General features: G+C 60.4%; 24 protein-coding genes and 1 tRNA gene. 13 read left to right on the top strand and 12 right to left on the bottom strand.

Going from position 1 to position 25,102, the window contains the following annotated elements:
- Window positions 1–2: 2 nt before the first annotated feature.
- From CIW50_RS19160 to CIW50_RS19150, 3 genes are all read right to left on the bottom strand, one after another.
- Complete coding sequence (locus CIW50_RS19160) at window positions 3–1,511, bottom strand: tripartite tricarboxylate transporter permease (RefSeq protein ID WP_149532779.1); 1,509 nt, start codon at window positions 1,509–1,511, stop codon at window positions 3–5.
- Between the two features lie 15 nt (window positions 1,512–1,526).
- The gene (locus tag CIW50_RS19155) at window positions 1,527–2,012 is read right to left on the bottom strand and encodes a tripartite tricarboxylate transporter TctB family protein (protein ID WP_149532778.1); all 486 of its coding nucleotides are present in this window, start codon (window positions 2,010–2,012) and stop codon (window positions 1,527–1,529) included.
- An 83-nt stretch (window positions 2,013–2,095) separates the two neighbouring features.
- Complete coding sequence (locus CIW50_RS19150; protein WP_246664354.1) at window positions 2,096–3,079, bottom strand: tripartite tricarboxylate transporter substrate binding protein; 984 nt, start codon at window positions 3,077–3,079, stop codon at window positions 2,096–2,098.
- Between the two features lie 376 nt (window positions 3,080–3,455).
- Between CIW50_RS19150 and CIW50_RS19145 the strand changes: the two genes are divergently transcribed.
- From CIW50_RS19145 to CIW50_RS19135, 3 genes are all read left to right on the top strand, one after another.
- Entirely contained in the window at window positions 3,456–3,878 is a 423-nt protein-coding gene (locus CIW50_RS19145; RefSeq protein WP_149532777.1) for a VOC family protein, read from the top strand.
- A gap of 22 nt (window positions 3,879–3,900) precedes the next feature.
- Entirely contained in the window at window positions 3,901–4,380 is a 480-nt protein-coding gene (locus CIW50_RS19140; protein ID WP_149532776.1) for a VOC family protein, read from the top strand.
- 182 nt (window positions 4,381–4,562) lie between these two features.
- A tRNA-Met gene (locus tag CIW50_RS19135) sits at window positions 4,563–4,639 on the top strand.
- A gap of 116 nt (window positions 4,640–4,755) precedes the next feature.
- Here the strand turns inward: CIW50_RS19135 and CIW50_RS19130 are convergent.
- Window positions 4,756–5,157 (bottom strand): VOC family protein, encoded by a 402-nt coding sequence (locus CIW50_RS19130; protein WP_197738381.1) that lies wholly within the window; start codon window positions 5,155–5,157, stop codon window positions 4,756–4,758.
- A 103-nt stretch (window positions 5,158–5,260) separates the two neighbouring features.
- Window positions 5,261–5,752 carry a Dps family protein gene (locus CIW50_RS19125; RefSeq protein WP_149532864.1) on the bottom strand — a complete coding sequence of 164 codons (492 nt, stop codon included), beginning with the start codon at window positions 5,750–5,752 and terminating at the stop codon, window positions 5,261–5,263.
- Between the two features lie 264 nt (window positions 5,753–6,016).
- On the opposite strand from CIW50_RS19125, the gene CIW50_RS19120 reads away from it, so the two are divergent.
- Window positions 6,017–6,712, top strand: coding sequence for a class I SAM-dependent methyltransferase (locus CIW50_RS19120; protein ID WP_149532774.1), 696 nt, complete (start codon window positions 6,017–6,019; stop codon window positions 6,710–6,712).
- A gap of 228 nt (window positions 6,713–6,940) precedes the next feature.
- Here the strand turns inward: CIW50_RS19120 and CIW50_RS19115 are convergent, their stop codons facing one another.
- Window positions 6,941–7,306 (bottom strand): ArsR/SmtB family transcription factor, encoded by a 366-nt coding sequence (locus tag CIW50_RS19115; protein ID WP_149532863.1) that lies wholly within the window; start codon window positions 7,304–7,306, stop codon window positions 6,941–6,943.
- A 115-nt stretch (window positions 7,307–7,421) separates the two neighbouring features.
- Here CIW50_RS19115 and CIW50_RS19110 point away from each other — a divergent pair, with 115 nt between their 5' ends.
- The 4 genes from CIW50_RS19110 (at window position 7,422) to CIW50_RS19095 (ending at window position 13,514) form a co-directional block, all read left to right on the top strand.
- Window positions 7,422–8,594: an MFS transporter gene (locus CIW50_RS19110; protein WP_149532773.1), complete on the top strand. Its 1,173-nt coding sequence runs from the start codon at window positions 7,422–7,424 to the stop codon at window positions 8,592–8,594.
- Between the two features lie 172 nt (window positions 8,595–8,766).
- Window positions 8,767–12,231: a carbamoyl-phosphate synthase large subunit gene (carB, locus tag CIW50_RS19105; RefSeq protein WP_149532772.1), complete on the top strand. Its 3,465-nt coding sequence runs from the start codon at window positions 8,767–8,769 to the stop codon at window positions 12,229–12,231.
- 199 nt (window positions 12,232–12,430) lie between these two features.
- On the top strand, window positions 12,431–12,907 hold the full coding sequence (greA, locus tag CIW50_RS19100) for a transcription elongation factor GreA (RefSeq protein WP_116663255.1): 477 nt from the start codon (window positions 12,431–12,433) through the stop codon (window positions 12,905–12,907).
- Window positions 12,908–13,109: 202 nt separating this feature from the next.
- Window positions 13,110–13,514, top strand: a complete 405-nt coding sequence (locus CIW50_RS19095) for a DoxX family protein (RefSeq protein ID WP_149532771.1) — start codon at window positions 13,110–13,112, stop codon at window positions 13,512–13,514.
- Window positions 13,515–13,584: 70 nt separating this feature from the next.
- On the opposite strand, the gene CIW50_RS19090 is transcribed toward CIW50_RS19095, so the two are convergent.
- Window positions 13,585–14,100, bottom strand: coding sequence for an Lrp/AsnC family transcriptional regulator (locus CIW50_RS19090; protein ID WP_502707504.1), 516 nt, complete (start codon window positions 14,098–14,100; stop codon window positions 13,585–13,587).
- 225 nt (window positions 14,101–14,325) lie between these two features.
- Here CIW50_RS19090 and trxB point away from each other — a divergent pair, with 225 nt between their 5' ends.
- Both trxB and CIW50_RS19080 read left to right on the top strand, forming a co-directional pair.
- Window positions 14,326–15,291: a thioredoxin-disulfide reductase gene (trxB, locus tag CIW50_RS19085; protein WP_149532770.1), complete on the top strand. Its 966-nt coding sequence runs from the start codon at window positions 14,326–14,328 to the stop codon at window positions 15,289–15,291.
- Between the two features lie 2 nt (window positions 15,292–15,293).
- Complete coding sequence (locus tag CIW50_RS19080; RefSeq protein WP_172980383.1) at window positions 15,294–16,217, top strand: LysR family transcriptional regulator; 924 nt, start codon at window positions 15,294–15,296, stop codon at window positions 16,215–16,217.
- 351 nt (window positions 16,218–16,568) lie between these two features.
- Here CIW50_RS19080 and CIW50_RS19075 read toward each other — a convergent pair whose 3' ends face one another.
- Window positions 16,569–18,953, bottom strand: coding sequence for a heavy metal translocating P-type ATPase (locus CIW50_RS19075; protein ID WP_149532769.1), 2,385 nt, complete (start codon window positions 18,951–18,953; stop codon window positions 16,569–16,571).
- Window positions 18,954–19,002: 49 nt separating this feature from the next.
- On the opposite strand from CIW50_RS19075, the gene CIW50_RS19070 reads away from it, so the two are divergent.
- Entirely contained in the window at window positions 19,003–19,278 is a 276-nt protein-coding gene (locus CIW50_RS19070; RefSeq protein WP_149532861.1) for a metal-sensitive transcriptional regulator, read from the top strand.
- 269 nt (window positions 19,279–19,547) lie between these two features.
- Window positions 19,548–21,953 (top strand): EAL domain-containing protein, encoded by a 2,406-nt coding sequence (locus tag CIW50_RS19065; RefSeq protein ID WP_149532768.1) that lies wholly within the window; start codon window positions 19,548–19,550, stop codon window positions 21,951–21,953.
- A 66-nt stretch (window positions 21,954–22,019) separates the two neighbouring features.
- On the opposite strand, the gene CIW50_RS19060 is transcribed toward CIW50_RS19065, so the two are convergent.
- The 3 genes from CIW50_RS19060 to CIW50_RS19050 all read right to left on the bottom strand — a co-directional run bounded on the left by CIW50_RS19060 (window position 22,020) and on the right by CIW50_RS19050 (window position 23,780).
- Window positions 22,020–22,700 carry an AAA family ATPase gene (locus CIW50_RS19060; protein ID WP_149532767.1) on the bottom strand — a complete coding sequence of 227 codons (681 nt, stop codon included), beginning with the start codon at window positions 22,698–22,700 and terminating at the stop codon, window positions 22,020–22,022.
- Window positions 22,701–22,909: 209 nt separating this feature from the next.
- On the bottom strand, window positions 22,910–23,281 hold the full coding sequence (locus tag CIW50_RS19055) for a hypothetical protein (RefSeq protein ID WP_246664353.1): 372 nt from the start codon (window positions 23,279–23,281) through the stop codon (window positions 22,910–22,912).
- Between the two features lie 184 nt (window positions 23,282–23,465).
- The gene (locus tag CIW50_RS19050; protein ID WP_246664352.1) at window positions 23,466–23,780 is read right to left on the bottom strand and encodes a hypothetical protein; all 315 of its coding nucleotides are present in this window, start codon (window positions 23,778–23,780) and stop codon (window positions 23,466–23,468) included.
- A 220-nt stretch (window positions 23,781–24,000) separates the two neighbouring features.
- Here CIW50_RS19050 and CIW50_RS19045 point away from each other — a divergent pair, with 220 nt between their 5' ends.
- Entirely contained in the window at window positions 24,001–24,648 is a 648-nt protein-coding gene (locus CIW50_RS19045) for an SGNH/GDSL hydrolase family protein (RefSeq protein ID WP_149532765.1), read from the top strand.
- 30 nt (window positions 24,649–24,678) lie between these two features.
- On the opposite strand, the gene CIW50_RS19040 is transcribed toward CIW50_RS19045, so the two are convergent.
- Window positions 24,679–24,909, bottom strand: coding sequence for a hypothetical protein (locus CIW50_RS19040; protein WP_149532764.1), 231 nt, complete (start codon window positions 24,907–24,909; stop codon window positions 24,679–24,681).
- Window positions 24,910–25,102 lie beyond the last annotated feature (193 nt).

The following is a 25,102-nucleotide window of genomic DNA, read 5'->3' as shown; positions in this document are numbered from 1 at the left end:
GGCTACACGCCCTCGTCGAGCGCGACCATCTCACGCTTGCGGCGTAGTGCCGGCAGCAAGGGTGCGATCAGCAGCACGACGGCCAGCACAAGACAGGCCGCCGAGATCGGCCGCTCGACGAAGGTCATCAGATCGCCCTGCGACAGGATCAGTGATTTGCGCAGATTGTTCTCCAGCAGCGGACCAAGCACGAAGGCCAGCACCAGCGGCGCCGGCTCATAGCCGAACTTGCGCATGAAGTAGCCAATGACGCCGAAGCCGACCATGACATAGACGTCGAACACATTATTGCTACTGCAATAGACGCCGATGATGGTGAACAGGATGATCAGCGGGAACAGCACGTTGTAGGGCAGCTTCAGCAGCTTCACCCACATGCCGATCAGCGGCAGGTTCAGCACCAGCAGCATGACGTTGCCGATATACATGCTGGCGACGATGCCCCAGAACAGGCCGGGGTTCTGCGTGATCAGCAGCGGGCCGGGCTGTAGCCCGTGAATGACGAAAGCGCCGAGCAGCAGCGCCATCACCACATTCGGCGGAATGCCCAGCGTCATCAGCGGAATGAACGCGCCGCCTGCTGCCGCGTTGTTCGCAGCCTCAGGTCCGGCAACGCCTTCGATCGCGCCGTGACCGAAGCGCTCCGGATGTTTCGACAGCCGCTTCTCCAGCGCATAGGACGCGAACGACGCGACCACCGCGCCGCCGCCCGGCAGAATGCCCAGAAAGAAGCCGAGAATGGTACCGCGCCCGATCGGCCCGGCGCTGGCCTTCCAGTCTTCCTTGTTGGGCAAGAGCTGCGTGATCTTGGCATTGATGATGTCGCGCTTGATGACCTGCTCGGTGTTGAGCAGCACCTCGCCCAGACCAAACAGCCCCATCACGACGGGTACGAGACCGATGCCATCGATCAATTCGATCCGGCCGAAGGTGAGCCGCGGCTGTGCAGTGATGCTGTCGAGACCGACAAGACCGAGCACGATGCCGATACAGGCCATCAACAAGGCCTTGGCCATCGACCCCTGCGTGAGGAAGGTCAGCACCACCAAGCCGAGCACCATCAGGCTGGCATATTCAGCAGGGCCGAAGGCAATGGCGACCGAGGCCAGCGATGGCGCTACGAGCATCAGCATCACCAGCGCGAAGGTGCCGGCGATAAAGGAGCCGAGCGCAGAGATGCCGAGCGCCGGACCGGCGCGGCCCTGCTTCGCCATCTGATGGCCGTCGATACAGGTGACGACGGAGGCGGCTTCGCCGGGAATGTTGACCAGGATCGATGTGGTCGAGCCGCCATACATCGAGCCGTAATAGATGCCGGCCATCATGATGATACCGGACTCCGGCGTGCCGGACAGTGTGACCGGCAGCAGCAGCGACATCGCCGAAATCGGCCCGATGCCGGGCAGCACACCGACCAGCGTGCCGATGAAGACACCGATGAAGCAGTAGAGAATATTGACGGGCTGCAGCGCGACGCCGAAGCCGTGCATGACATTGACGAGAACATCCATGATCTGTGCTTCCCGTCAGCCGATTTCGAACATGCCCGAAGGCAACTGGATCAGCAGGCCGTGTTTCAGCACCCACCACACACTAACAGGCGCCAGCACCGCGAGCGGAATCGCCAGCGTCCAGCGCACGGGATCGATCACGCGCAACAGCACCAGCATCAACGGAACGGTCGAGATCAGGAAGCCGAGCGGTTCGAGCGCGAAAGCGTAAGCCGAGAGAATGACGATGATCGCGCCCGGCTTGCCCCAGCTCGCACCTTCCCATCGCGAGCCGAAGGTCGGTCCGCCTTCGGTTACCGAAGCGAGAATGATGGTGACGGCGAAAGCGCACATCAGGAGGCCAATATAGAACAGCATGAAGCCGGAGCCGGGATCGTTGATGGTGCCGAGCTTCAACTTGAGGCCGGAGCGAATGACGAACACGCCAAGCGCAATGCCGAGCACGCCGGTCCAGAGTTCTGAATTGTTGAGCCGGAATGGCGGGCGGGTTTGGTCAGTCATCGTTTCTATCCCGGAACATCGACATGAAATGAAGGCGCATGCGATGGACCCCATCGCATGCGCCTGACGTCGTTATTCGACGATCAATTCGGCTTCTTGCCCAACCCGATTCCCTCGATCACCTTGCGCTCGGAATTGGTGACCTCGACCACGAACTTCTTGTAGTCCTCGGTGTTCTTGTAGTTCGGCACCATGTCGTATTTCGCCAGCGTCGCGATGACGGCGGGATCCTCGATGGCCTTCTTGAAGGCGTCATGCAGCTTGGCGACGATCTTCGGATCCATGCCCTTCGGCCCGGCGATGCCGAACGGGGAGTCATAGACCATCGGATAGCCGCTTTCCTTCAGTGTCGGCGCGTCCGGGAAATTCGGCGACCGCTTGTCGGTCCACACCATCAACAGACGCAGCTTGCCGGCATCGACCAAAGGTCGCCAGCCGGTGGAATCCGCCTGCAGCATGGTGTGATTGCCGAGCACCGCGGCGTTGGTTTCAGCGCCGCCCTTGAACGGCACCTGCGTGAGCTTGATGCCGGCCAGTGCCGCGATCTGCTCCATGCCGACATGCAGCGAGGTGCCAGTGCCCGGCGTCGCATAGGTCACCTTGCCCGGATTGGCCTTGGCGAAATCGACCACGTCCTTCCAGGTCTTGAATTGCGACTCCGCATTGGTGGTGATGCCGAACGTGTAGCCGGTGAGATGGATGATGTAGCTGAAATCCTTGTCCGGATTCCATGAGACTTCCTGCATCAAGGGCAGCCGGAACACCGTGATCGGAATCTGCGAGATGGTGTAGCCGTCCGGCTTCGACGCCGCCGCCATGGTCGCGGGGCCGACAGTGCCGCCGCCGCCGCCCTTGTTGTCGACGGCGATGGGCTGGCCGAGATGTTTCGAGGCGGCATCCGCAATGGCGCGCATCGAGATATCGGTGGAGCCGCCAGCGGGCCATGGCACGATCAGCGTGATCGGCTTAGTGGGATAGTCCTGCGCTTGGGATGCACCGCCGAACACGGCGGCCGCCGCGACGAGCGCGACAGCAGCGGACACAGCAAAGCGATTGCATTGCAACATTTGTTTCTCCCTCTGCGATCCCGGGGGTGATGCCCGGACCGGCTGTATTTTTATTGTTGTCGTTCAGTCTAGCCCGGAACACATCCAAGAAAAGGACATGTTGTCGAACCCCACTGCGAACGCGTCTTGCGTCTTTGGCAATCAACGATGATTTGGCCGCCGCCGCAATTCGCAATGCGGATTGATCATGCGACATTCCGTCTGCACGCGGAGATCGCCGGGCTAAAATATTGATCGCGGCGGAGAAAAATTCCGCCTGCGAAAATATCTGAAAGAATTTCACCTGAGATGTCGGATCACGGCCAACTCACACGTCCTTTGCGGGACAGTCACCAAAACGAAGTACCCAGAGCATACACCCACAGGAGTTAGTCCAATGAGCAAGATGATCTTCGTCAACCTGCCCGTCACCGACCTGCCCCGCGCAGTCGCCTTTTATGAAGCGGTCGGCGCGACCAAAAACCCGCAATTCTCCGACGACACCGCCGCCTGCATGGTGTTCTCCGACACCATTCACGCAATGCTGCTGACGCACGATAAATATCGCCAGTTCACCTCGAAGAAGATCGTCGACGCGAAGACGTCGAGCGAAGTGCTGATCTGCCTCTCCGCCGACAGCCGCGCCGAAGTTGACGGTCTGGTGAGCAAGGCGACCTCGGCCGGCGGCAGTGCCGATCCGACGCCGACACAGGATTTCGGCTTCATGTATGGCCGCAGCTATGAGGACCCCGACGGTCACATCTGGGAAGTGATGTGGATGGACATGGCCGCAGCGCAATCTGCGATGGCTCAGGGCTGAGCGAGAGAAAGGGAGAGCACCGATGTCGAAGATTTCCCCCTGCATCTGGTTCGTGAACGAGGCCGAAGCGGCCGCGAAGTTCTACTGTTCGCTACTGCCGAACTCCTCTGTCGACACCGTGCAGCGCAGCCCGATCGACACGCCGTCCGGTAAGGCCGGCGACGTACTGGTGGTCGGCTTCACACTGGCCGGTCAAAGCTTCATCGGCCTGAACGGAGGCAGCCCAGCGCAGTTCAGTCACGCCGTGTCCTTCACCATCCATTGCGACGATCAGGCTGAAACCGACCGGCTCTGGGACGCCCTGCTCGCCAATGGCGGCAAGCCGCAGCAATGCGGCTGGCTCAACGACCGCTGGGGCGTTCCGTGGCAGATCGTACCCAAGGGCTTCACGGAGATGGTCGCCAGCGACAATATCGAGGGCTCGAAGCGCGCCATGACAGCGATGATGGGCATGGTGAAACTCGATCTGGCTGCCCTGAAAAAGGCCTTCGACGGCGGCTAGAGGCCGGTCATAAGTACCTGATCGGGCGGCAATAGCGACCCGGCCTCAAAATCGGCGGCCGGGTGGCAGGAACATCGATTTCAGACACGGATTTCAGGCGCAGCCTTGCTTGACATCGAGTCCCTCGACTTCTTATATGCCGCGCATTCGCCGGGGGACAATTCGTCCCCTCCGGATACCGTGGCGGGGTAGCTCAGTTGGTTAGAGCACGGGAATCATAATCCTGGGGTCGGTGGTTCGAGTCCACTCCTCGCTACCAAATTTTCTGGCTACCAAATCTTGCAGACATGTTTCCAAGGCCTTGCATGCGTCGCGAGGCCCTTTTTCATGCCCGCACTGTTTTTCCACCTGCAAGAGATCCGCCCGGCTGCGTGCTCAGTTCTGAGGCAGATATAACTGCCATGACACGCCGAATTTGTCCGCCACCCAGGCAAACCTCGGGCTGAACGGATAGGCATCAAGCGGCATCATCACCTGGCCGCCCTCCGACAGACCGGCGAACAACCGATCGACCTCCGCGGCATTTTCACAATCCACGAACAACGACATCGACGGTGTAAAGGTGAAACCGTGCTTCGCCGGACTGTCGATGCACATGAAGGACTGCCCCTTGATGGTGAAATGCGCCTGATGGATGGAGCCCTCGGGGCCGGGCTCACCCGCGCCGTAGCGCGTCACCTGGGTAATGGCCGCATCGCCGAACAGCGAGACATAGAAATTCATCGCCTCTTCGGCGCGGCCTTCGAACATCAAGAAGGTCTTGATCGACTGCACCATTACGGGCTCCATCGTTAAACGACGGCATCTCAAACATCAAAACGCCTGCTGTGAAGCGGGCGTTTCGACGCATTCGGAATGAGCGCGTTGACGGCGACGACGCTTACGCCTCGTTGCCGCCTTCCTGACGGGACGCTTCGAACAGGAACCAGGTGCGGCGCTCGGTATCGTCGATGTAGTTTTCCAGCAGGCTGGCGCTGGCGACGTCCTTGGCATCGTCGCAGACCTCGTGGGCCTTGCGCATCGCCGCTGCCATCTTCTTGTTGTCGTTCATCAGTTCGCGCAGCATCTCAACCGGCGGCACATAGGTCTCGTCGTTGTCCTTGATCGTCTGCAGTTTGGCGATCTCGCCGATCGAGCGGATCGTGCGGCCACCGATCTTGCGCACGCGTTCCGCCAACGGATCTGTCGTCGCAAAAATCTGGTCGGACTGCTCATCGAGCATCAAGTGGTAATCGCGGAAGTGGCGCCCGCTGAGATGCCAGTGGAAATTCTTGGTCTTCAGGTAGAGCGCGAAGGCATCGGCGAGCAACCCGTTCAGCGCCTTGGCAACCTTGTCCACGGCGTCGGCTGAGAGGTCGGTCGGGGTATTCATCTCTGCGGCGATTTTCGATGCCTTGGTGCTCACGATACGTACCTTCCTGTGTCGAATGACTTGATGGCTGGAGGATTGTCGTCAGGGCGGAAGATTTCAGGAAAAATGGGAGTGGTCTTGGCCGAAAGCACTGCAAATTTCCGAAAACTGCGGTTCTTGAAGGAAAGGCGGTTTCCCACCCGCATGAAAACGCTCTAGACCGTTTCAACGCATTACAAATAGAGGGGTTCCCGACACGGGAACAACAATCGGGCCGGGCAGACGATGGAAGATTGGATCGATTATTACGATTCCACGCATACGATTTACGCGAGCAAGCTGCATCGGGAGGTGCATTTCGAGGTCATCGCCCGCGACATCATTGGTTACATCGCCTCCAAAGATGCTGTCGTGCTCGACTATGCCTGCGGCGAGGCACTCTCGGCCGCCAAGGTGGCCAATGCCTGCAGCAAGCTGATCCTGGCGGAGCCTGCCCCCGGCGTCCGTGGCCGGCTGGTCGCCCGCTTCGCTCCGATCACCAAGATCCGGGTCCGCTCGCTGGAAGAGTTGCGCAACATGGAGGCGCAATCGATTGACCTCGTGGTCATGAACTCCGTAGCCCAGTACATGACGCCCCCCGAACTCGACGATGCTTTTGTGGTCGTCCAACGACTGCTGGCGTCTGGCGGCAAGCTGGTGGTCGGTGACATCCTGCAGCCCGATGTCGGCATGGCAACCGATGTGATGGCGCTGCTGAAGCTCGCCCGGGAGCACGGCTTTCTGTGGGATGCACTCGTCGGTCTGGTACGAACGGCCCTGTCTGACTACCGCCAGTTGCGCACCAAGGTCGGCCTGCAGCGCTACAGCGAGACGGAAATGCTGGCCAAGCTGACTACGGCCGGTTTCCGGGCATCGCGGGCGCCGATCAATATTGGCCACAATTCGTCACGCATGACCTTCGTCGCCCATCACGCGTTCTAACTGCATTCGGACCCTGGCATCTGGGAGGTTAAGGTTAACAAAAGGTTCGTGAAACTTGAGGTAGATCACCGACCTGCAATCGGTAACAGTGTGTTCGGCCCGGTGGCGGAAATGTCTACGCGGGGGCGACGCATCGTCCTTTATCCTGGTTCAAGTCCAGGCTGGGCCTCCAACCTTTCAGACGTTCAGACGTTCACCAGTACGTCGGCCGCCGGTACGTCGGCGCTGTCAGGCTTCGGTAAATTCCAGTACCGGAAGCTGCAGGCGCTCGGCATCGCGCTCGGCCGCTGCCAGCACCGCATCCAGCAACCCCGGAAATCTGGTCTCGAGATCTTCGCGGCGCAGTTTCATCAATCTGGCCGTTCCCACCGCGCGCGTTTCCATCAGGCCGGCCTCGCGCAGTTTCGCAAAATGATAGGTGAGATTGGACTTGCCGCTGAGGCCGCAAAAATCGCCACAGCGCAATTCACCAACCTCTTTCTCGCGTTTGGCCAGAGTGTAGACGATCTCCAGCCGGATCGGATCGCTCAGGCAATCCATCACGGCAGGCAATTCGATCTGTTCGCGGGTCGGATGCGGGAGAATGCGGCTCATGGCTCCTGAATACTGCTTCTGGTCGGCGGCCGCAATGTTCAATATTTCTTGAACTATTTGACATTTGGCAGCGCACCATCCAATGTTCAAGAAACATTGAACTAAGGATTTGGCGATGAGCATCTTCTGGCTGGCCTTGGCGGCATTTGCGATTGGCACCGAAGCCTTTGTGATTGCGGGTCTTCTTCCGATCATGGCAACGGACCTGAATGTCACGTTGGCAGCCACGGGACAATTGGTCACCGCTTACGCCGTCACTTATGCCATCGGCTCGCCGATCCTGGCCGTATTGTTCAGCAATTTTGACCGCCGCACCGTCGTCTCGCTGGCGCTGGTCTGCTTCATCGTCGGAAATCTTTTGGCGGCCGTTGCAGCCACATTCGGCACTCTCCTGCTGTCACGCATGCTGATGGCCGTGGGCGCCGGACTGTGCATGCCGACCGCCATGGCCGTCGCAATCGCGATCGCTGCACCGGAACGCCGTGGCCGCGCGGCGTCGCTGGTGATCTCCGGCCTGACGGTGGCGACGGTTCTGGGCGTACCGCTCGGAACCTGGATCGGCAGTCATTTTGGCTGGCGGGCGACATTCGTGATGGTCGCCGCGCTCGGCGCCGTCGCATTGGCCGGGTTGCTGCTGGGATTGCCCCGCGGTCTGCCACGCACTGCTGCCACACTCGGTCAGAGACTTGCCGTAGCGCGCCATCCCGAAGTGCTGAAAACCCTTGCCGTAACCTGCATTTGGGGCCTCGGGGGCTTCACCTCATTCACCTATCTGGCTGTGCCGCTGCACCAACTTGGCTTTGACGCCAACGGAATCAGCCTGGCACTGCTGGTCTTTGGCGTGGCCGCGGCCATCGGCAACACCGCGGGCGGCACGATGTCCGACCGTATCGGGCCGCTCCGAACCTCGACGCTAGGCCTGATCGGCATGATGCTGTCACTGACGCTGCAATCGGTGGCCCTGACATTCGCGCCGCCCGCCACTGCGGGCGTGCTGTTTCTGGTCTTCGTTTTTACTCAGGGCATTGCCGGCTGGATGTTCTATCCCGGGCAGGTCGCGCATCTCGTGCGCGTCACGCCGGAAGCCTCGGTCATCGCGCTCTCGCTGAACGCCTCCGCCATGTATATGGGCTTTGCCGCCGGCAGCGCCTTGGGCGGCGTGGTGCTGTCGACATTGAGCTCCAACGACCTCGGCTGGATCGGCGGCTGCGCCGAGGCGGCAGCCCTCGCGCTCGTCCTCGCCGGACACCTTCTGAAGCGTCCGAAACCGGCCCAAATTGCCGGTTGATGGCACCTTCAAAAGCCTTCCCCGCCCCGTTATAGTGGTCTAAAGACAGCCGCGCGCGAGGATCGGCCCATGGCCTCCCTGAGGGGGCAATGGCTGGTTTGGCGCCCGGGCCCGAGGGACGCGCGTATGCGCGCCCTTTTTTTGTGCCGATTTGTCACCACCGCGAGTTTAAATGCCAAAACGCACCGACATATCCACCATCCTGATCATCGGCGCCGGTCCTATCGTGATCGGCCAAGCCTGCGAGTTCGACTATTCGGGCACGCAAGCCGTCAAGACGCTCAAGGAAGAGGGCTACCGGATCGTTCTGGTCAATTCCAATCCGGCCACCATCATGACGGATCCGGAACTTGCGGACGCGACCTATATCGAGCCGATCACGCCCGAGATCGTCGCCAAGATCATCGAAAAAGAGCGCAACGTTATTCCGGGCGGCTTCGCGCTGCTGCCGACCATGGGGGGCCAGACCGCGCTGAACTGCGCGCTCAGCCTGCGCAAGCAGGGCACGCTGGAGAAATTCGACGTCGAGATGATCGGCGCCACCGCCGAAGCCATCGACAAGGCAGAAGACCGCCAGCTATTCCGCGAGGCGATGACAAAAATTGGACTGGAAACGCCGAAGTCGCGTCTCGCCAATGCGTCGGACCTGAAGAAGCAGTATCGCGACAAACACAACGCCGAGAAAGAAAAGCTCAGCGGCGACGCGCTTGCCGAGCACGAGCGGCAATGGATCCTGCACGAAGGCGACCGCCGCAAACGCTATCAGGAGCACGCCCTCGGCCAGGCGCTGATGGCGCTCTCTGAGATCGGCCTGCCTGCGATCATCCGCCCGTCCTTCACCATGGGCGGCACCGGCGGCGGCATTGCCTATAATCGCGAAGAATTCCTCGACATCATCGAACGCGGCCTCGACGCGTCTCCGACCAACGAAGTGCTGATCGAAGAGTCAGTGCTCGGCTGGAAAGAGTTCGAGATGGAAGTCGTCCGCGACAAGAAGGACAACTGCATCATCATCTGCTCGATCGAGAACCTCGATCCGATGGGTGTGCATACCGGCGACTCGATCACCGTCGCACCAGCGCTGACGCTGACCGATAAAGAGTACCAGATCATGCGCGACGCCTCGCTGGCGGTGCTGCGCGAGATCGGTGTCGAGACCGGCGGCTCCAACGTGCAGTTCGGCGTCAATCCCGCCGACGGCCGCATGGTCGTGATCGAAATGAATCCGCGCGTGTCGCGCTCGTCGGCGCTGGCCTCCAAGGCCACCGGCTTCCCGATCGCCAAGGTCGCGGCAAAGCTTGCCGTTGGTTATACGCTGGACGAAATCGCCAACGACATCACCGGCGGCGCAACCCCTGCGTCGTTCGAGCCGACCATCGACTATGTCGTCACCAAGATTCCCCGTTTTGCCTTCGAGAAATTCCCGGGCGCATCGCGCACGCTGACCACCTCGATGAAGTCGGTCGGCGAAGTGATGGCCATCGGCCGCACCTTCCAGGAATCGCTGCAGAAGGCCCTGCGTGGTCTTGAGACCGGCCTGACCGGTCTGGACGAAATCGAAATCGAGGATCTCGGCCGCGGCGACGACAAGAACGCGATCCGCGCTGCATTGGGGACACCGACGCCGGACCGCATGTTGCAGGTGGGTCAGGCCATGCGTCTAGGCTGGACCGACGAAGAGATCTTCAACTCCTGCAAGATCGATCCGTGGTTCCTCGCCGAAATGCGCGGCATCGTCGAGATGGAAGCCAAGGTGAAGGCCAACGGCCTGCCCGCCAATGCCTTCGGCATGCGTACGCTGAAAGCCATGGGCTTCTCAGACGGGCGCCTCGCGGTGCTCGCCGGCAAGACCGAAGCTGACGTCAAAGCACTGCGCCGTTCGCTCGATGTGCGCCCGGTGTTCAAGCGCATCGATACTTGCGCCGCCGAATTCGCCTCGCCGACCGCCTATATGTACTCGACCTATGAGTCGTCCTTCGCCGGTGCTTTCGCCGATGAAAGCCAGCCGTCCGACAAGAACAAGGTAATTATCCTCGGCGGCGGTCCGAACCGTATCGGCCAGGGCATCGAGTTCGACTATTGCTGCTGTCACGCGTGTTTCGCGCTTGCGGATGCCGGCTACGAGACCATCATGGTCAACTGCAACCCGGAAACCGTGTCGACCGACTACGACACGGCGGACCGCCTGTACTTCGAACCGCTGACCGCTGAAGACGTTCTCGAGATCATCGACACCGAACGTCAGAACGGCACGCTGCATGGCGTGATCGTGCAGTTCGGCGGCCAGACCCCGCTGAAGCTCGCGCGCGCGCTGGAAGCCGCCGACGTGCCGATCCTCGGTACTTCGCCGGATGCCATCGATCTTGCCGAAGACCGCGATCGCTTCAAGCGCATCCTCGACAAGCTCAAGCTGAAGCAGCCGAAGAACGGCATCGCCTATTCGGTCGAACAGGCGCGCCTCGTCGCCGCAGATCTCGGCCTGCCGCTGGTGGTTCGCCCGTCCTACGTACTCGGCGGTCGCGCGATGCAGATCATCCGCGAAGAAAGCCAGCTCGGTGACTACCTGCTCGGCACACTGCCGGAGCTGGTGCCCGGCGACGTCAAGGCGCGCTATCCGAACGACAAGACCGGCCAGATCAACACGGTGCTCGGCACCAATCCGCTGCTGTTCGATCGCTACCTGTCGGACGCCATCGAAGTCGATGTGGACTGCCTGTGCGACGGCAAGGATACCTTCGTCGTCGGCATCATGGAGCACATCGAGGAAGCCGGCATTCACTCCGGCGACTCGGCCTGCTCGCTGCCGCCGCATTCGCTGGATGCCGCAATGATCGAGCGGCTGGAGCAGCAGACCCGCGACATGGCGCTCGGTCTCGACGTGGTCGGGCTGATGAACGTGCAATTCGCCATTAAGGATGGCGAAATCTATGTGCTCGAAGTCAATCCGCGCGCCTCGCGCACCGTGCCCTTCGTCGCCAAGGTGATGGGCATGCCGGTGGCCAAGATCGCCGCACGCATCATGGCCGGCGAGAAGCTTGCCGACTTCAATCTGAAGAAGCGCAAGCTCAACCATGTCGGCGTCAAGGAATCGGTCTTTCCGTTCGCGCGCTTCCCAGGCGTCGATACGGTGCTCGGTCCTGAGATGCGCTCAACCGGCGAAGTCATGGGCATCGACTCATCGTTTGAAATCGCCTTTGCCAAGAGCCAACTCGGCGGCGGCACCCACGTGCCGCGCAAGGGCACCGTGTTCGTGTCTGTCCGCGAAAGCGACAAGACGCGCATTCTCGAGGCCGTGAAGCTGCTGTCGTCGAGCGGCTTCAAGGTGCTCGCGACCTCTGGCACTCAGCGTTTTCTGGTCGACAACGGCGTGCCAGCCGAGAAGGTCAACAAGGTGCTGGAAGGCCGGCCGCATATCGTCGATGCCATCACCAACGGCGAAATCCAGCTGGTGCTGAACACCACCGACGGGCCGCAGGCGCTGGCAGACAGCCGCTCGCTGCGGCGGGCTGCCCTCTTGCATAAAGTGCCATATTACACCACTCTTTCTGGCGCCGTTGCGGCCGCGCAAGGCGTCCGGGCCTATCTGGGCGGGGACCTTGAGGTCCGCACACTGCAGAGTTACTTTTCGGAGACTTGAGCTCGGGCGGACTGCAGGTCCGGCGGGATCGGGTGATAAACAGGACGTGACCGGAACTCACCGGTCTCGTCTTTGTTTTATTTCCGCACTTGCCGGCATCTAAAAACTGGCCGCGAGCGCGACCAAGCCGACATCTTGCAGAATGAATGGTTTCGTGCGCGCGCTCTGGCGTGCCGCATGACGTTAAAGGACGAAGAGAATGGTTGAGAAAGTCCCGATGACAGCCGGTGGATTTGCCGCGCTGGAGGTCGAGCTAAAGGAACGTCAGTCGGTCCATCGCCCGCGTATCATCGAGCAGATTGCCGAAGCACGCGCTCATGGCGATCTTTCGGAAAATGCCGAGTATCACGCCGCCAAGGAAGAGCAGTCCCACAACGAGGGTCGCATCAGCGACATCGAGGACAAGCTCGCACGCGCCGACATCATCGATATCTCGAAGCTCTCAGGCGACACCATCAAGTTCGGCGCCACCGTCACCCTGATCGATGAGGACACCGAGAAGAAGACCGTCTGGCAGATCGTCGGCGAGCCCGAAGCCGATGCCAAGAAGGGGCGCATCTCGATCACCTCGCCGCTGGCGCGTGCATTGATCGGCAAGAGCAAGGGAACGTCGGTCGAGGTCGTCGCGCCTGGCGGTGCCAAGGCCTATGAGATCGCCAAGGTCGAGTGGCGCTGATCGACAGCGATCACTGCGAATAAAACAGCCGCGCATGATGCGCGGCTTTTTTATTGTTTTTCTAAATGCGCTATCGGACCATCGCTACCCACCGAAACTTCTGTGATAATTCCACAGCTCACGTGTTTTTCACACGAGAGTGACCAGCATTTTGCATTGCAGTAATGCTAGAAGCGATGGTCATCACAGGGGGACTAATGACATGGACCAAACGCTAGCCAAGTTTCAGCCGATTGCACTAAGCCTTTTCCGCTTCATCACCGGCCTGCTGCTGCTGCAATACGGCATCGCCAAGATCTTCAAATTTCCGGTTCTGCCCTATTTCGCGAACATCCCGCCGCTGATCACCGTCGCCGGTACACTTGAACTCGTCGGCGGCGCGCTACTGCTGCTCGGCCTTTTTACGCGCCCAGTCGCCTTCATCCTCGCCGGTGAAATGGCTTTCGCGTATTTCATGGGCCACATGTTCAAGGGCGCGGATCCGGTTTTCCTGCCGCTGCTGAACGGCGGCACCGCTGCCATCCTGTTCTGCTTCTCCTGCCTGTATTTGTCGACCTCGGGCGGGGGCCCGATCAGCCTCGACACGATACTGCGCAAGAAGAGCTGAGCTCGAAATCACAACAATATAAAAGGGCGCTCACTGCGAGGTGGGCGCCCTTCGCTTTTGGCGCTCGCTGCTAGTCGGCGGTCTTCAACTCGAGCGGCACGGCGGCTGCGTATTTCGAATTCTGCAGAACCAGGGACGTGCGGACGTTGCGAACATGCGGCGCGGCCGTGAGCTGGCCGACGAATTCCTGAAACGTCGCCATGTCCGGCGCCACGCATTTCAGAATGAAGTCGATCTCGCCCGACAGCATCCAGCATTCCCGAACCAAAGGCTCCTTGCGGACGAAGTCCTCGAATGCCTTGAGGTCGGCATCGGCCTGGCTCGACAGGTGGACTGAGGCAAAAACTGTGACATCGAATCCGAGCAATCGGGGATCCAGCAATCCACGGTATCCCTGGATGTAACCGGCCTCTTCCAGGGTTCGGACGCGCCGCAGGCAAGGCGGCGGCGAGATGCCCACGCGCTTGGCGAGCTCCACATTGGTGATTCGGCCATCGGCCTGGATTTCACTGAGAATTTTGAGATCGATCTCGTCTAGGCTTTTCGGCACGCGGCGCGGGTCCTGGCTGGTATTTAAAGTGACCATTTGAACTCTCTTAGCGCAGGAGCCACAACTTGCGCAATTTTATTGCGCGTGCATCGCAGAAATTAAGCGTCTCCGGGGGAAAAATTGGCGGGACGAATTGCAATTCTTGCATGGCTCGCCAGATATTCTAGACTAACAGACAACACTTTCGACGCCGCAGCGACGTGTTCGCCGGCACATTTCGCCTCAGCAATGACCAATTTCCCTTCAGAAAGGGACTCGACCATGGCCGCCCCCATCCATGCCAAAGTCGTCATCATCGGCTCAGGCCCGGCTGGCTATACCGCCGCTATCTACGCCGCACGCGCGATGCTTGAACCTGTCCTGATCCAGGGGATTCAGCCCGGCGGCCAGCTCACTATCACCACGGATGTCGAAAACTATCCGGGCTTCGCCGACGTCATCCAGGGTCCCTGGCTGATGGAGCAGATGGAGAAGCAGGCGCATCACGTCGGTACCAAGATTGTCACCGATCTGGTCAGTGATATGGACCTGAGCCAGCGCCCATTTCGCCTGACCTGCGACAGCGGCGACGTCTATCTCGCCGAGACCGTGATCCTGGCCACCGGCGCGCAGGCGCGCTGGCTCGGCATTCCGTCGGAAGAGAAATTCCAGGGCGGCGGCGTATCCGCCTGCGCCACCTGCGACGGATTCTTCTATCGCAACAAGGAAGTGATCGTGGTCGGCGGCGGCAACACGGCCGTCGAGGAAGCTTTGTTTCTGACCAATTTCGCCTCCCAGGTCACCATCGTGCATCGCCGCGACCATTTCCGCGCCGAACGCATCCTGCAGGAGCGATTGTTCAAGCACCCGAAGATCAAGGTAATCTGGGACTCGGCGCTCGACGAGATCTGCGGCACCGAAGGACCGGCCAAGGTCACGCATGTTCGCCTGAAGAATGTCAGGACCGGCGCCACCATCGAAGTGCCGGCCGACGGCGTCTTCATCGCCATCGGCCACGCACCTGCGACCGAACTCATCAAGGGCCAGATCAAGCTGAAGCCCTCGGGCTATGTCGAAGTGGCCTCGAATTCCACCGCAACCTCGATGCCCGGCGTGTTCGCCGCAGGCGACGTGGCGGACGAAACCTATCGGCAGGCGGTCACCGCCGCCGGCATGGGCTGCATGGCCGCCCTAGAAGCCGAACGCTATCTCGCCGCGCATGCTCACGACCGCGCGGCAGCTGAATAATCATGGCACGAACCCGCGGCGGATTTACGGATATGGACTGGGACAAGCTGAAGGTGTTTCACGCGGCAGCGGAAGCGGGGAGCTTCACGCATGCAGGCGAGCAACTGGGCCTGTCGCAATCGGCAGTCTCGCGACAGGTGAGCGCGCTGGAGCAGGAACTTGCGGTCTCGCTGTTCCACCGCCACGCCCGCGGCCTGATCCTCACCGAACAGGGCGACCTGCTGTTCCGCACCGCCCATGACGTGTTTATGCAGCTGCAGGCGGCACGCGCGAAGCTGACCGACAGCCGCGAGCGGCCGAGCGGCGACCTCAAGGTCACCACGACCCCTGGCGTTGGCATCAACTGGCTGATCCCGCGCCTTGGCGAATTCACCGCGCTTTACCCGGAAATTCGCATCTCGCTGATCGTCACCGACGAGGAACTCGATCTGTCGATGCGCGAGGCCGATGTGGCCATCCGCACCCGCAAGCCGACACAACCCGACCTGATCCAACGCAAGCTGTTCGCGATGGGGTTCCATGCCTATTGCTCGCCGGAATATATCAAGCATTTCGGTACGCCGCGCACCCTGGACGAACTCGACGGCCACCGCATCATCATGCTGAGCGATGCACAGGTGTCGCCGCACCTGCAGAACCGCAGCTGGCTGATCGATGCAGGCCGCAACGGCTCCGGCCCGCGCGACCCCTACTTCAAGGTCAACAATATCCTGGGCCTGATGCGTGCCTGCCAGCAGGGCTTGGGCATTGCAGCATTGCCGGACTATCTGGTCGAAGAAAACGATCGTCTGGTTCAGCTCTTCAGCGAGTCGGATTCGATCCAACTCGATACTTATTTTGTCTATCCTGAAGAGTTGAAGACGGTCGCCCGCGTGCAGGTGTTCCGTGACTTCATCGTCAGCAAGGCACAACGCTGGCCGTCCTAACCCGCAATTCTAATGGGCAGCCATGCCCACGCTTCCAGCATGTCAGACATGCCAAGTGATGCGTTGCTGCATGCCACCTGCAGGGCTCATACTTCTCAGACGCTGAGATTTCGCGCTGCGCATTTGTCCCCCTCCTCCAGTGGCGCGAAGTCTCAGTAATCCCTCTTGGAAGGTGATTGTGTCGGCCTCTCGGGGCCAATACCTCAGAGCCGGGCTCGTTTGAGTCCGGCTTTTTTTTGCGCTTTTGTAGGATGGGTAGAGCGTAGGCGCGCTTCGCACCGGCCCGAAACCCATCTCGACAGCGCGTGTGATTGATGGGTTTCGCGAACGCGCTCTACCCATCCTACACTTTCATCTATCCAGCTTCACCTTCGCCAACCGCAGCGCGTTCCCGATCACGCTTACCGAGGACAGCGCCATTGCGGCAGCGCCGATCATCGGCGACAGCAGGATGCCGAAGATCGGATAAAGCACACCGGCAGCAATCGGTACGCCAGCCGCGTTATAGATAAACGCAAAGGTCAGATTCTGCCGGATATTGCTCATCACGGCCCTTGATAGTTCGCGTGCTCGCACGAGTCCCATCAGATCACCGGTGAGCAACGTCACGCCGGCGCTCTCGATCGCCACATCTGTGCCGGTACCCATGGCGATGCCGACATCAGCGGCAGCCAGCGCAGGCGCATCGTTGACGCCATCGCCAACCATCGCAACGCGGCGGCCTTCGCCGCGCAAACGCGCGACCACGTCACTCTTGCGCTCCGGCAATACGCCCGCCTCGACTTCATCGATACCCAGCGTCTTCGCGACAGCCTTCGCGGTCGTCGCGTTGTCGCCGGTGAGCATGACGATACGCAGGCCATCGGCGCGGAGCTTCTTCAACGCGTCCTGCGCCGATGGCTTCACGGGATCAGCAATCGCCATCACGCCGGCGACGCTGCCATCAATGGCAACGAAGATGGCAGTCGCACCGTTCTGCCGCGCCAGCTCGGCGACGCCGTCGGAGCGCGTCGTATCCACTTTCAATTCGTCCATCAGCATCGCATTGCCGAGCGCAACGCGCTTGCCATTGACGATACCCGACGCGCCCTTGCCGGATGGCGAAGCGAAGTCACTGGCATCGCTCAGCACCACGTTGCGTTGCTTTGCTTCATTGACAATGGCCTGCGCCAGCGGATGTTCGCTGGAACGTTCAATACTTGCAGCAAGTCGCAGAATGTCGCTTTCGTTGAAACCTTCCGCTGGTGAGATGCTCACCAGCTTCGGCCTGCCTTCCGTCAGCGTACCTGTCTTGTCGATCACGATCGTATCGATGCTCTCCAGTCGCTCCAGCGCCTGCGCATCACGCACGAGAATGCCGGCATGGGCACCTCGGCCGACGCCAACCATTATCGACATGGGCGTTGCGAGACCAAGCGCACAGGGGCACGCGATAATCAGCACCGTGACCGCGGCGACAAGCGCAAACGAGAGCCGCGGCTCCGGCCCGAATGTCGCCCAAGCGATGAATGCGATGACGGCTGCAGCGAGCACGGCCGGCACGAACCAGCCGGCGACACGATCCGCGAGGCGCTGGATCGGCGCCCGCGAGCGTTGCGCCTTGGCGACCATGTCGACGATCCGCGACAGCATTGTATCGCGGCCGACCTTGTCGGCCCGCAGCACGAGGCCGCCGCTCTGGTTGACGGTGCCGCCGATGACGCGCGCGCCTTCAGCCTTGCTCACCGGCATTGACTCGCCGGTCACCATGGATTCATCCACCGACGAATGCCCTTCGGTGATGACGCCGTCGACCGGAATTTTCTCGCCCGGCCGCACACGCAACAAATCGCCGATGGCAATGGCATCAAGGGCGACGTCCTCATCACCGTTCTTGCCTATGCGTCGCGCGGTCTTCGGCGCAAGACCGAGCAGCGCGCGGATAGCGCCCGATGTCTGATTGCGTGCGCGTAGTTCAAGCACTTGTCCCAGCAGGACGAGGACGGTGATCACCGCAGCGGCTTCGAAGTAGACCGCCACAGCACCGTGATGATCACGGAACGCGTCGGGAAACAGGCCGGGCGCGAAGGTGGCCACAACGCTGTAGACCCACGCAACACCTGTACCCATGGCAATCAGCGTGAACATATTGAGATTGCGCGTTACCACCGAGCGCCATCCACGTTCGAAGAACGGCGCGCCGGCCCACAGCACCACGGGCGTCGCCAGCACCAATGAGATCCAGTTCGATGTGGTCTGCGATACCAGCTGCATCAGGCCGAGATGTGATCCCATCTCCAGCACGAATACCGGCAGGGTCAGCGCCAATGCGATCCAGAAGCGCCGGGTCATGTCGATCAGTTCGGGATCTGGCTTGTCGTCGAGCGAGACCTGCTCCGGCTCCAGCGCCATGCCGCAGATCGGACAGCTCCCCGGTCCTTCCTGACGGATCTCCGGGTGCATCGGGCAGGTATAGATGGTGCCGGCCGGCGCCGGCGCGGCGGGCTCCTTCGGCTTCAGAAAGCTCTCGGGATCAGCGTTGAAGCGCTCGCGGCATCGGCCACCACAGAAGAAGTATTCATGGCCCTGATAGATCAAGCGGTTCTTGGCGGTCGCGGGATCGACCGTCATGCCGCAGACCGGATCGAGCACTTTGGCCGGCGCAGCCTCGTGATGGTGACCATGCGAACAGCATGCACCGTGCGTGTGACCGGCATGGGCATCGTGCCCCGTATGCGTGTGAGTTGTTTCTGCCACCGTGACCTCGCCTCTTGAAACTTATACCCTATGGGGGTATATGGACCTGATGCGCAACGAGATCAAGACATCCTGTTTAAAACGCCTCAAACGGATCGAGGGCCAGGTCCGCGGCCTCGCCGGCATGGTCGAGGCCGATCGCTATTGCATCGATGTGGTGACGCAGATCGCGGCAGCCCGCGCGGCGCTGCGGCGCGTCGAGGAAGAGATCCTGCGCGATCACATCGCGCATTGCGTCGAGCACGCGATCTCGTCAGGCGACAAGGCCGATCAGCGACGTAAGATCGCCGAGCTGATGGACGTGGTCAGTCGCGTCGATCGTTGACCCTCACATCAATGATGCGGCATGTGGTTCACGACAGGGTTGATCATTGGTTATCGTTTCGCGCCGTAAGATATAGCGCGGCCAACCTGCCGTGTGGTTGGATAGAGATGCGCGAAAAGGCCCCCTCGGTTGAGTTTGCAGTTTCGTAAGCATGTTCAACAGTGAGACGAATACCGGCATGACCGCCGCAATCTGGTATTTACGTCTCCTTACGCAATTCCTCGTAGCTTCCCGCAATCTTGGTATTTCCACCATTGCGGTATCAGTTCATGTTCAAGGTCTATAATTGCATTGTGACGGCCCACGATCTGAAACTCGTGGTGCTCGCAGCCATCATCTGCGCGCTTGCATCCTTCGCAGCGGTCAACCTGTTGCGCCACGCTCGCGGATCGAGCGGCCAGATGCGCGGCATATGGCTGATGGTGTCCGCGATCTCCACCGGCTTCGGGATTTGGGCAACGCATTTCGTCGCGATGCTAGCCTTCTCACCAGGAATTCCGAGCGGCTACAACATCCTTCTGACCATCCTGTCGCTGGTCGTGGCGATCCTGCTGACCGGCGCCGGACTTGCGGTGTCGTTGCTGCCAAACTGGCGGCCCGGACCATGGCTTGGCGGCGCCATCGTCGCCGGCGGCATCGCCGCGATGCACTACATCGGCATGGCAGCACTCGAAATCCCCGGAGTCATCCTGTGGGATCCGGTGCTCGTCATCGTATCAATCGCGCTTGGCGCGCTAATTGGCGCGACAACTCTTCCCGTGGCTCTCCATGGCACCGAAGAAAAATGGAAGATCGGTGGCGCCGTGCTGTTGACGCTTGCGATCTGCAGCCATCATTTCACCGCGATGGGCGCGGTTTCGATCATCCCCGATCCCACCGTGGAAGTTTCCCAACTGGCCGTGCCCGCCGGATGGCTCGCAGCCGGTGTCGCGATCGCAAGCTTTGCCATCATCGCAATGGCGCTGGCCGGCGTCGTGCTCGACATCCGCGACCACCGGCGCTCAGAGCTTGAGGCCGATCGTATGCTCGGCCTTGCCAATGCCGCCGTCGAGGGCCTGCTGGTCTGTGACGGCAGCGATATCGTCACCGTCAACACCAGCTTCGCCACGCTGGCCGGCTCACCCACTGCGCGGCTGATCGGCACCGGGCTGGAAGCCTGTTTTCCAGATGACATCTCGCGCAAGAGATTGCTCGATCACCCGAACCAGCCGATCGAGGCCGGCTTGCGCCATCGCGATGGCTCGGTGATTCCCGTCGAGGTGATCCTGCGGCCGATCGATTTCGCTGGACGGCCACATCAGGTGATCGCCGTTCGCGACCTGCGCGCGCGCAAGAAAGCGGAACAGCACATCCGCTATCTCGCCCAACACGACACGCTAACGTCGCTGCCTAACCGCAGTCATTTCAACGAACGAATCGATCAGGACATCGCGGCGCTGACAGACGGCAAGAAACTCGCCGTGCTCTACCTCGATCTCGACCGGTTCAAGGAAGTCAACGACCTGTTCGGCCATGCCGCCGGCGACAAGGTGCTGCAGACTGCCGCATTGCGTATCACGGCGATGCTCAAGAAAGGGCAGATGATTGCCCGCCTCGGGGGCGATGAATTCGCCATTCTTTTGCCGGGTCTGCCAAATGCCGATGCCGCAGGACGTCTCGCCGAAGAAATCCTCCAAACGCTGCTCGCCAAGGACGGCGCCGCGGATAGCGACGGCATCTCGGGCAGTATCGGCATCGCGCTGTGCCCCGACGACGCCACGGATCAGGAGACGCTTCTCAACCATGCGGACACCGCGCTTTACCGGGCCAAAACCGAGGGCCGCGCCACCTATCGTTTCTTCGAGGCCAAAATGGGCGAAGCGGTTCGCGATCGGCGAATGCTTGAGCACGATTTGCGTCACGCCATCGCCGGCAACCAGATGAAGCTGGCCTATCAACCGCAAGAAGACATTCAGAACGGAACGGTAGTTGGTTTTGAGGCACTGCTGCGGTGGACACATCCAGTGCGAGGCAACGTGCCGCCTGATATTTTTATTCCCGTTGCCGAGGAGACCGGCGCGATTCTTGACATCGGCGAATGGGTGCTGCGCACCGCCTGCCAGGAAGCCGCGAACTGGAAGCAGCCGCTCACCATCGCCGTCAACGTATCTGCAGTGCAGATCTATCACGAGAGCTTTATTGCGACCGTCCATGAGATCTTGCTGGAAACGGGCTTACCCGCGCGCCGGCTTGAACTGGAGATCACGGAGACCGCCCTGATTCGTGACTTCGATCGCGCACTCTCCACCCTGCGCAAGATCAAGGCGCTCGGCGTCCACATCGCGATGGATGATTTCGGCACCGGCTATTCGTCATTGTCGAACCTGCGTGCCTTTCCATTCGACAAGATCAAGATCGACGGCTCATTCATCAAATCGGTCAACACCAACAGCCAAGCAGCTGCGATCGTGCGGGCGGTGCTCGGCCTCGGTCGCGGACTGGGACTTCCCGTGCTGGCCGAAGGTGTCGAGACCGAAGCCGAACTTCAGTTTTTGCGCGATGAGAGTTGCGACGAGGTCCAGGGCTACCTGCTCGGACGACCCGCCCACATCGAGCACTTCCTGAATATCACCCAAGGCAAGAAAACGATGACAGCTACGGCAGCGCTCGTTGAAGACTTCGCCGCTTCCGCATAGCCGCAAACGACAAAAACGCGCGAGAGTCTCGCGCGCTTTTCTGGAGTCAAAAGACCAGAACGGCGATCAGGCCGCCTGCTTGTGCATCGCGCCGGTCGCCGATCCGTTACCGCGAATAGCCTTGATCGAACGTTCGATCGCCGCCCACAGTTTCCCGATCTCGCTGGCTGCGCGGCCTTCTGCCTGATATTCGCGGGCGCCTTCGCCGTTGCCAAGCGCGAGCAGGAGATCTGCACGGTTGGTGATCTGACCGGACCACACCGGAGCCTTGAACTTGGCGAGCGCTTCGCGGGCGATCGTCACGATACGGCTTTCCGACTCGTCACGGCGTGCCGGAGCACCGTTGATGACAACCGCATAGGGCTTGCGAGCCGAGCGGCAGCTCTGGATCGTAGCCTGCACAGCGTCGACGTCGAACACGCCGGGACGCGCAGGAATGATCACCATTGTTGCGTTCTTGATGGCATCGTCGACCACAGCCGATGTATTCGGCGGTGTGTCGATGAACACCCATTCAAAACCGTCACGCTTCGCGGCGGCAACCATTTCGGTCACGCTGCGATTTGCGATCTTCAGCGGTGGTTCATTTGTTCCCCGCAGCTTGTGCCACAGCGTCAACGAACCCTGCGGATCCGCGTCGATGAGCAAGCAGGGCTTCGTTGATTTATGAACTTGAGCAGCAAGATGTGCAGCGAGGGTACTCTTCCCCGAGCCGCCTTTACGCGATGCGAAAACTATGACGTTCATATGTTGGCCTCCAGATTGACCCCAGGAGGCGAAAATGAATCAGTCTGCTGATTCGTTAAAGTCATATTTACGCGCAATTCAAGGATATGTGCCTGATTTGTTTGGAATGTTGGTTTTTGAGTCACACAGTGCGGCGCAACAGACCCGAAATGAGTCAGGTGTAGTACGCTTGTCGCCACTTTGTCGCACCTTGGTATCAAATCGGACGCTCAAATCTTGCTATCAGCGTCTTTAGAACGTGTTGTGTCCGGGCCGCTGATAACAATGCCTTTCGCACGCTGACGCTCTATCCATTTACGCTCAAGCCAACCGAGAAATTGCGCCACCGGTTTTTCCAGGGGCGGAATATCCTGCGCGATAAGAATGAGTCCGAGCGGCAACATCCAGAGGCCCAGCACAGGAAGAATGCTGAAAATCCCGCCGATAATGAGCAAAATGCCAAGCGGGAATCGAACGAGTTTCGACGAGGGCTTGCGCAACCAACCTACAAATCGAGCCGGTCCGGGCGGAAGTTTGGTTTCAAACCAAGCAAGGTGCCGATTAAGCTCGGCCTTGTAGTCGATATTGGTTTCACTGCTCAAAATGACGCTCCTTGTCGTCCAGAGATGTTGCTTCGTGCCGTGATACCCAACGTGTCAGTTTGTCCCGGGTTCACTTTTTTGCCACGATTGGCGATGGTGCTGCGCTCCGACAAATCAAGATTGCGCCGCTACACGCGCCGCGACCTGCTTGCTGAACATCCACAGAAGCGAAAGCGATGATTGATCAGCGCGCGCTGGCCGGCCTCTTCGCCTTTCGCGATTTGGCAGCGGGTCTGCGCGCGCCAACCGGCGTCGCCCGGGCTGCCGGTTCACGGAAGAATTGCGCGCAACCCGGGCTCAATTGCGTCCGCTTCTGAATCATGCAGGCCGTCACGCGATCGACGTCGGGGATAACTGCACTACAGAGCCGGAAGGCATCGCCGGTGCAGAGCTGTTGCTGGTCCTGAGTATAGGCCTGTGACGGCGTCGCCAGAAACGACAGGCCGATCACAACTGACAGCGCAAGCCCCTCGCTCAAGATTCCTGGACGTACCGGCATAAGTCCCCCTGGTTGCTCGTTATCCCCGGGAATGTCGGGGACGATCGCAGGCTTGGCAAGGCAGAACGCCGCATGGATCGGACTTGCCTTCGCACCGGCCCTGTAGTTTCTCGCGGACATCGCGGCGCTTTTGCGCCGTCGCGGCCTCATGCGAGAGACGGTCTAACATGAATAGTGAGACAAAAGCGGCGCTTCAAACCCACTCGGCCGGTTCACCACCATGAACTGGACCCGTATCGGCATTGTCGGCTTCGTTGGATTGTGCGTCTGGGCGGCATGGCCCAAGGGCAATGACGCGACCCCGCCGCGGCCGCTGCTGATCAGGGCCGCCCTAAAACAGGTCGACGATCCCGTGGTCATCCTCGGTGACAGCATCGTCCGCAGGGCAAGCTTCCCACGCGCTGTCTGCGGTCGACCTATCATTAATGCCGGGATCGACGGATCCACGACGTCGAGCGGTCTCGACGCCATGCTGACAAAAGCGCTTGGCGGAAAGCAAGCCGCCATGGTCGTCATCTCCCTCGGACTCAACGATGCTGCAATCCCTTTGAACACCGACCTATACAGGACCAACTATTTCGCTTTGCTCGCGACGCTGAAATCCACGACTCCACGAATGGCCATCGCGACCGTGACGCCTGTTGAAGCTGGCAAAGCCGATAGCCCGCGCATCAACAATGAGACGATCGACGGCTACAACGCGTTGCTGCCAACCATCGTCGGCGATGCTGGCGCGAGCCTTGTCACTATCCCGTCCATGCCGGCGAAATACACAAACGATGGCATTCACCTGAATGATGCCGGCTATGCAATCTGGACCAAGGCGCTTCTTGAAGGGGTTAGTGAGATCCTCTGCAAAGGCAAGTAGCAGCGAGAGCGATCAACGCAGGAAACCACGTCAGGCCTCGTTGACGCCAACGCCGCGCTTGTCGAGCAGCTGCTGGCCTTTCAACGTGATCGCAAATTTTGGCCCCGCTGCCGGCTTGGCTTGATCGATCACTTCGACAAGGCCTTGGGCAATCAACCCGTCAAGCACTGCGCGTTTATTGGCATTGAGATCGAGCCCGGAGGCTCGCGCGATGTCGCACATCACCGCAATAGCGGTATTGCTGATGTCAGCGTCGATCATGATTGCCTCCTTGTCGGAAGCCAACGGAACGATGGCAATCCAGTTCCATGACCGGCCTGGCGGAAGCACGCGGGTATTTACGATGTCCAGTTGCCCGAAGGCGGGCTGTTCGTACCCAATCCCGATCGCCTCGAACAGATCGTGGGCACGCTGAATGACATGACCGTCGCGCCGGCATTATCGGCCCGACCCG

The sequence above is a fragment of the Tardiphaga sp. P9-11 genome (assembly GCF_008329525.1).
Lineage (GTDB): Bacteria > Pseudomonadota > Alphaproteobacteria > Rhizobiales > Xanthobacteraceae > Tardiphaga.
This window is presented reverse-complemented; position numbering and strand designations above follow the sequence as displayed.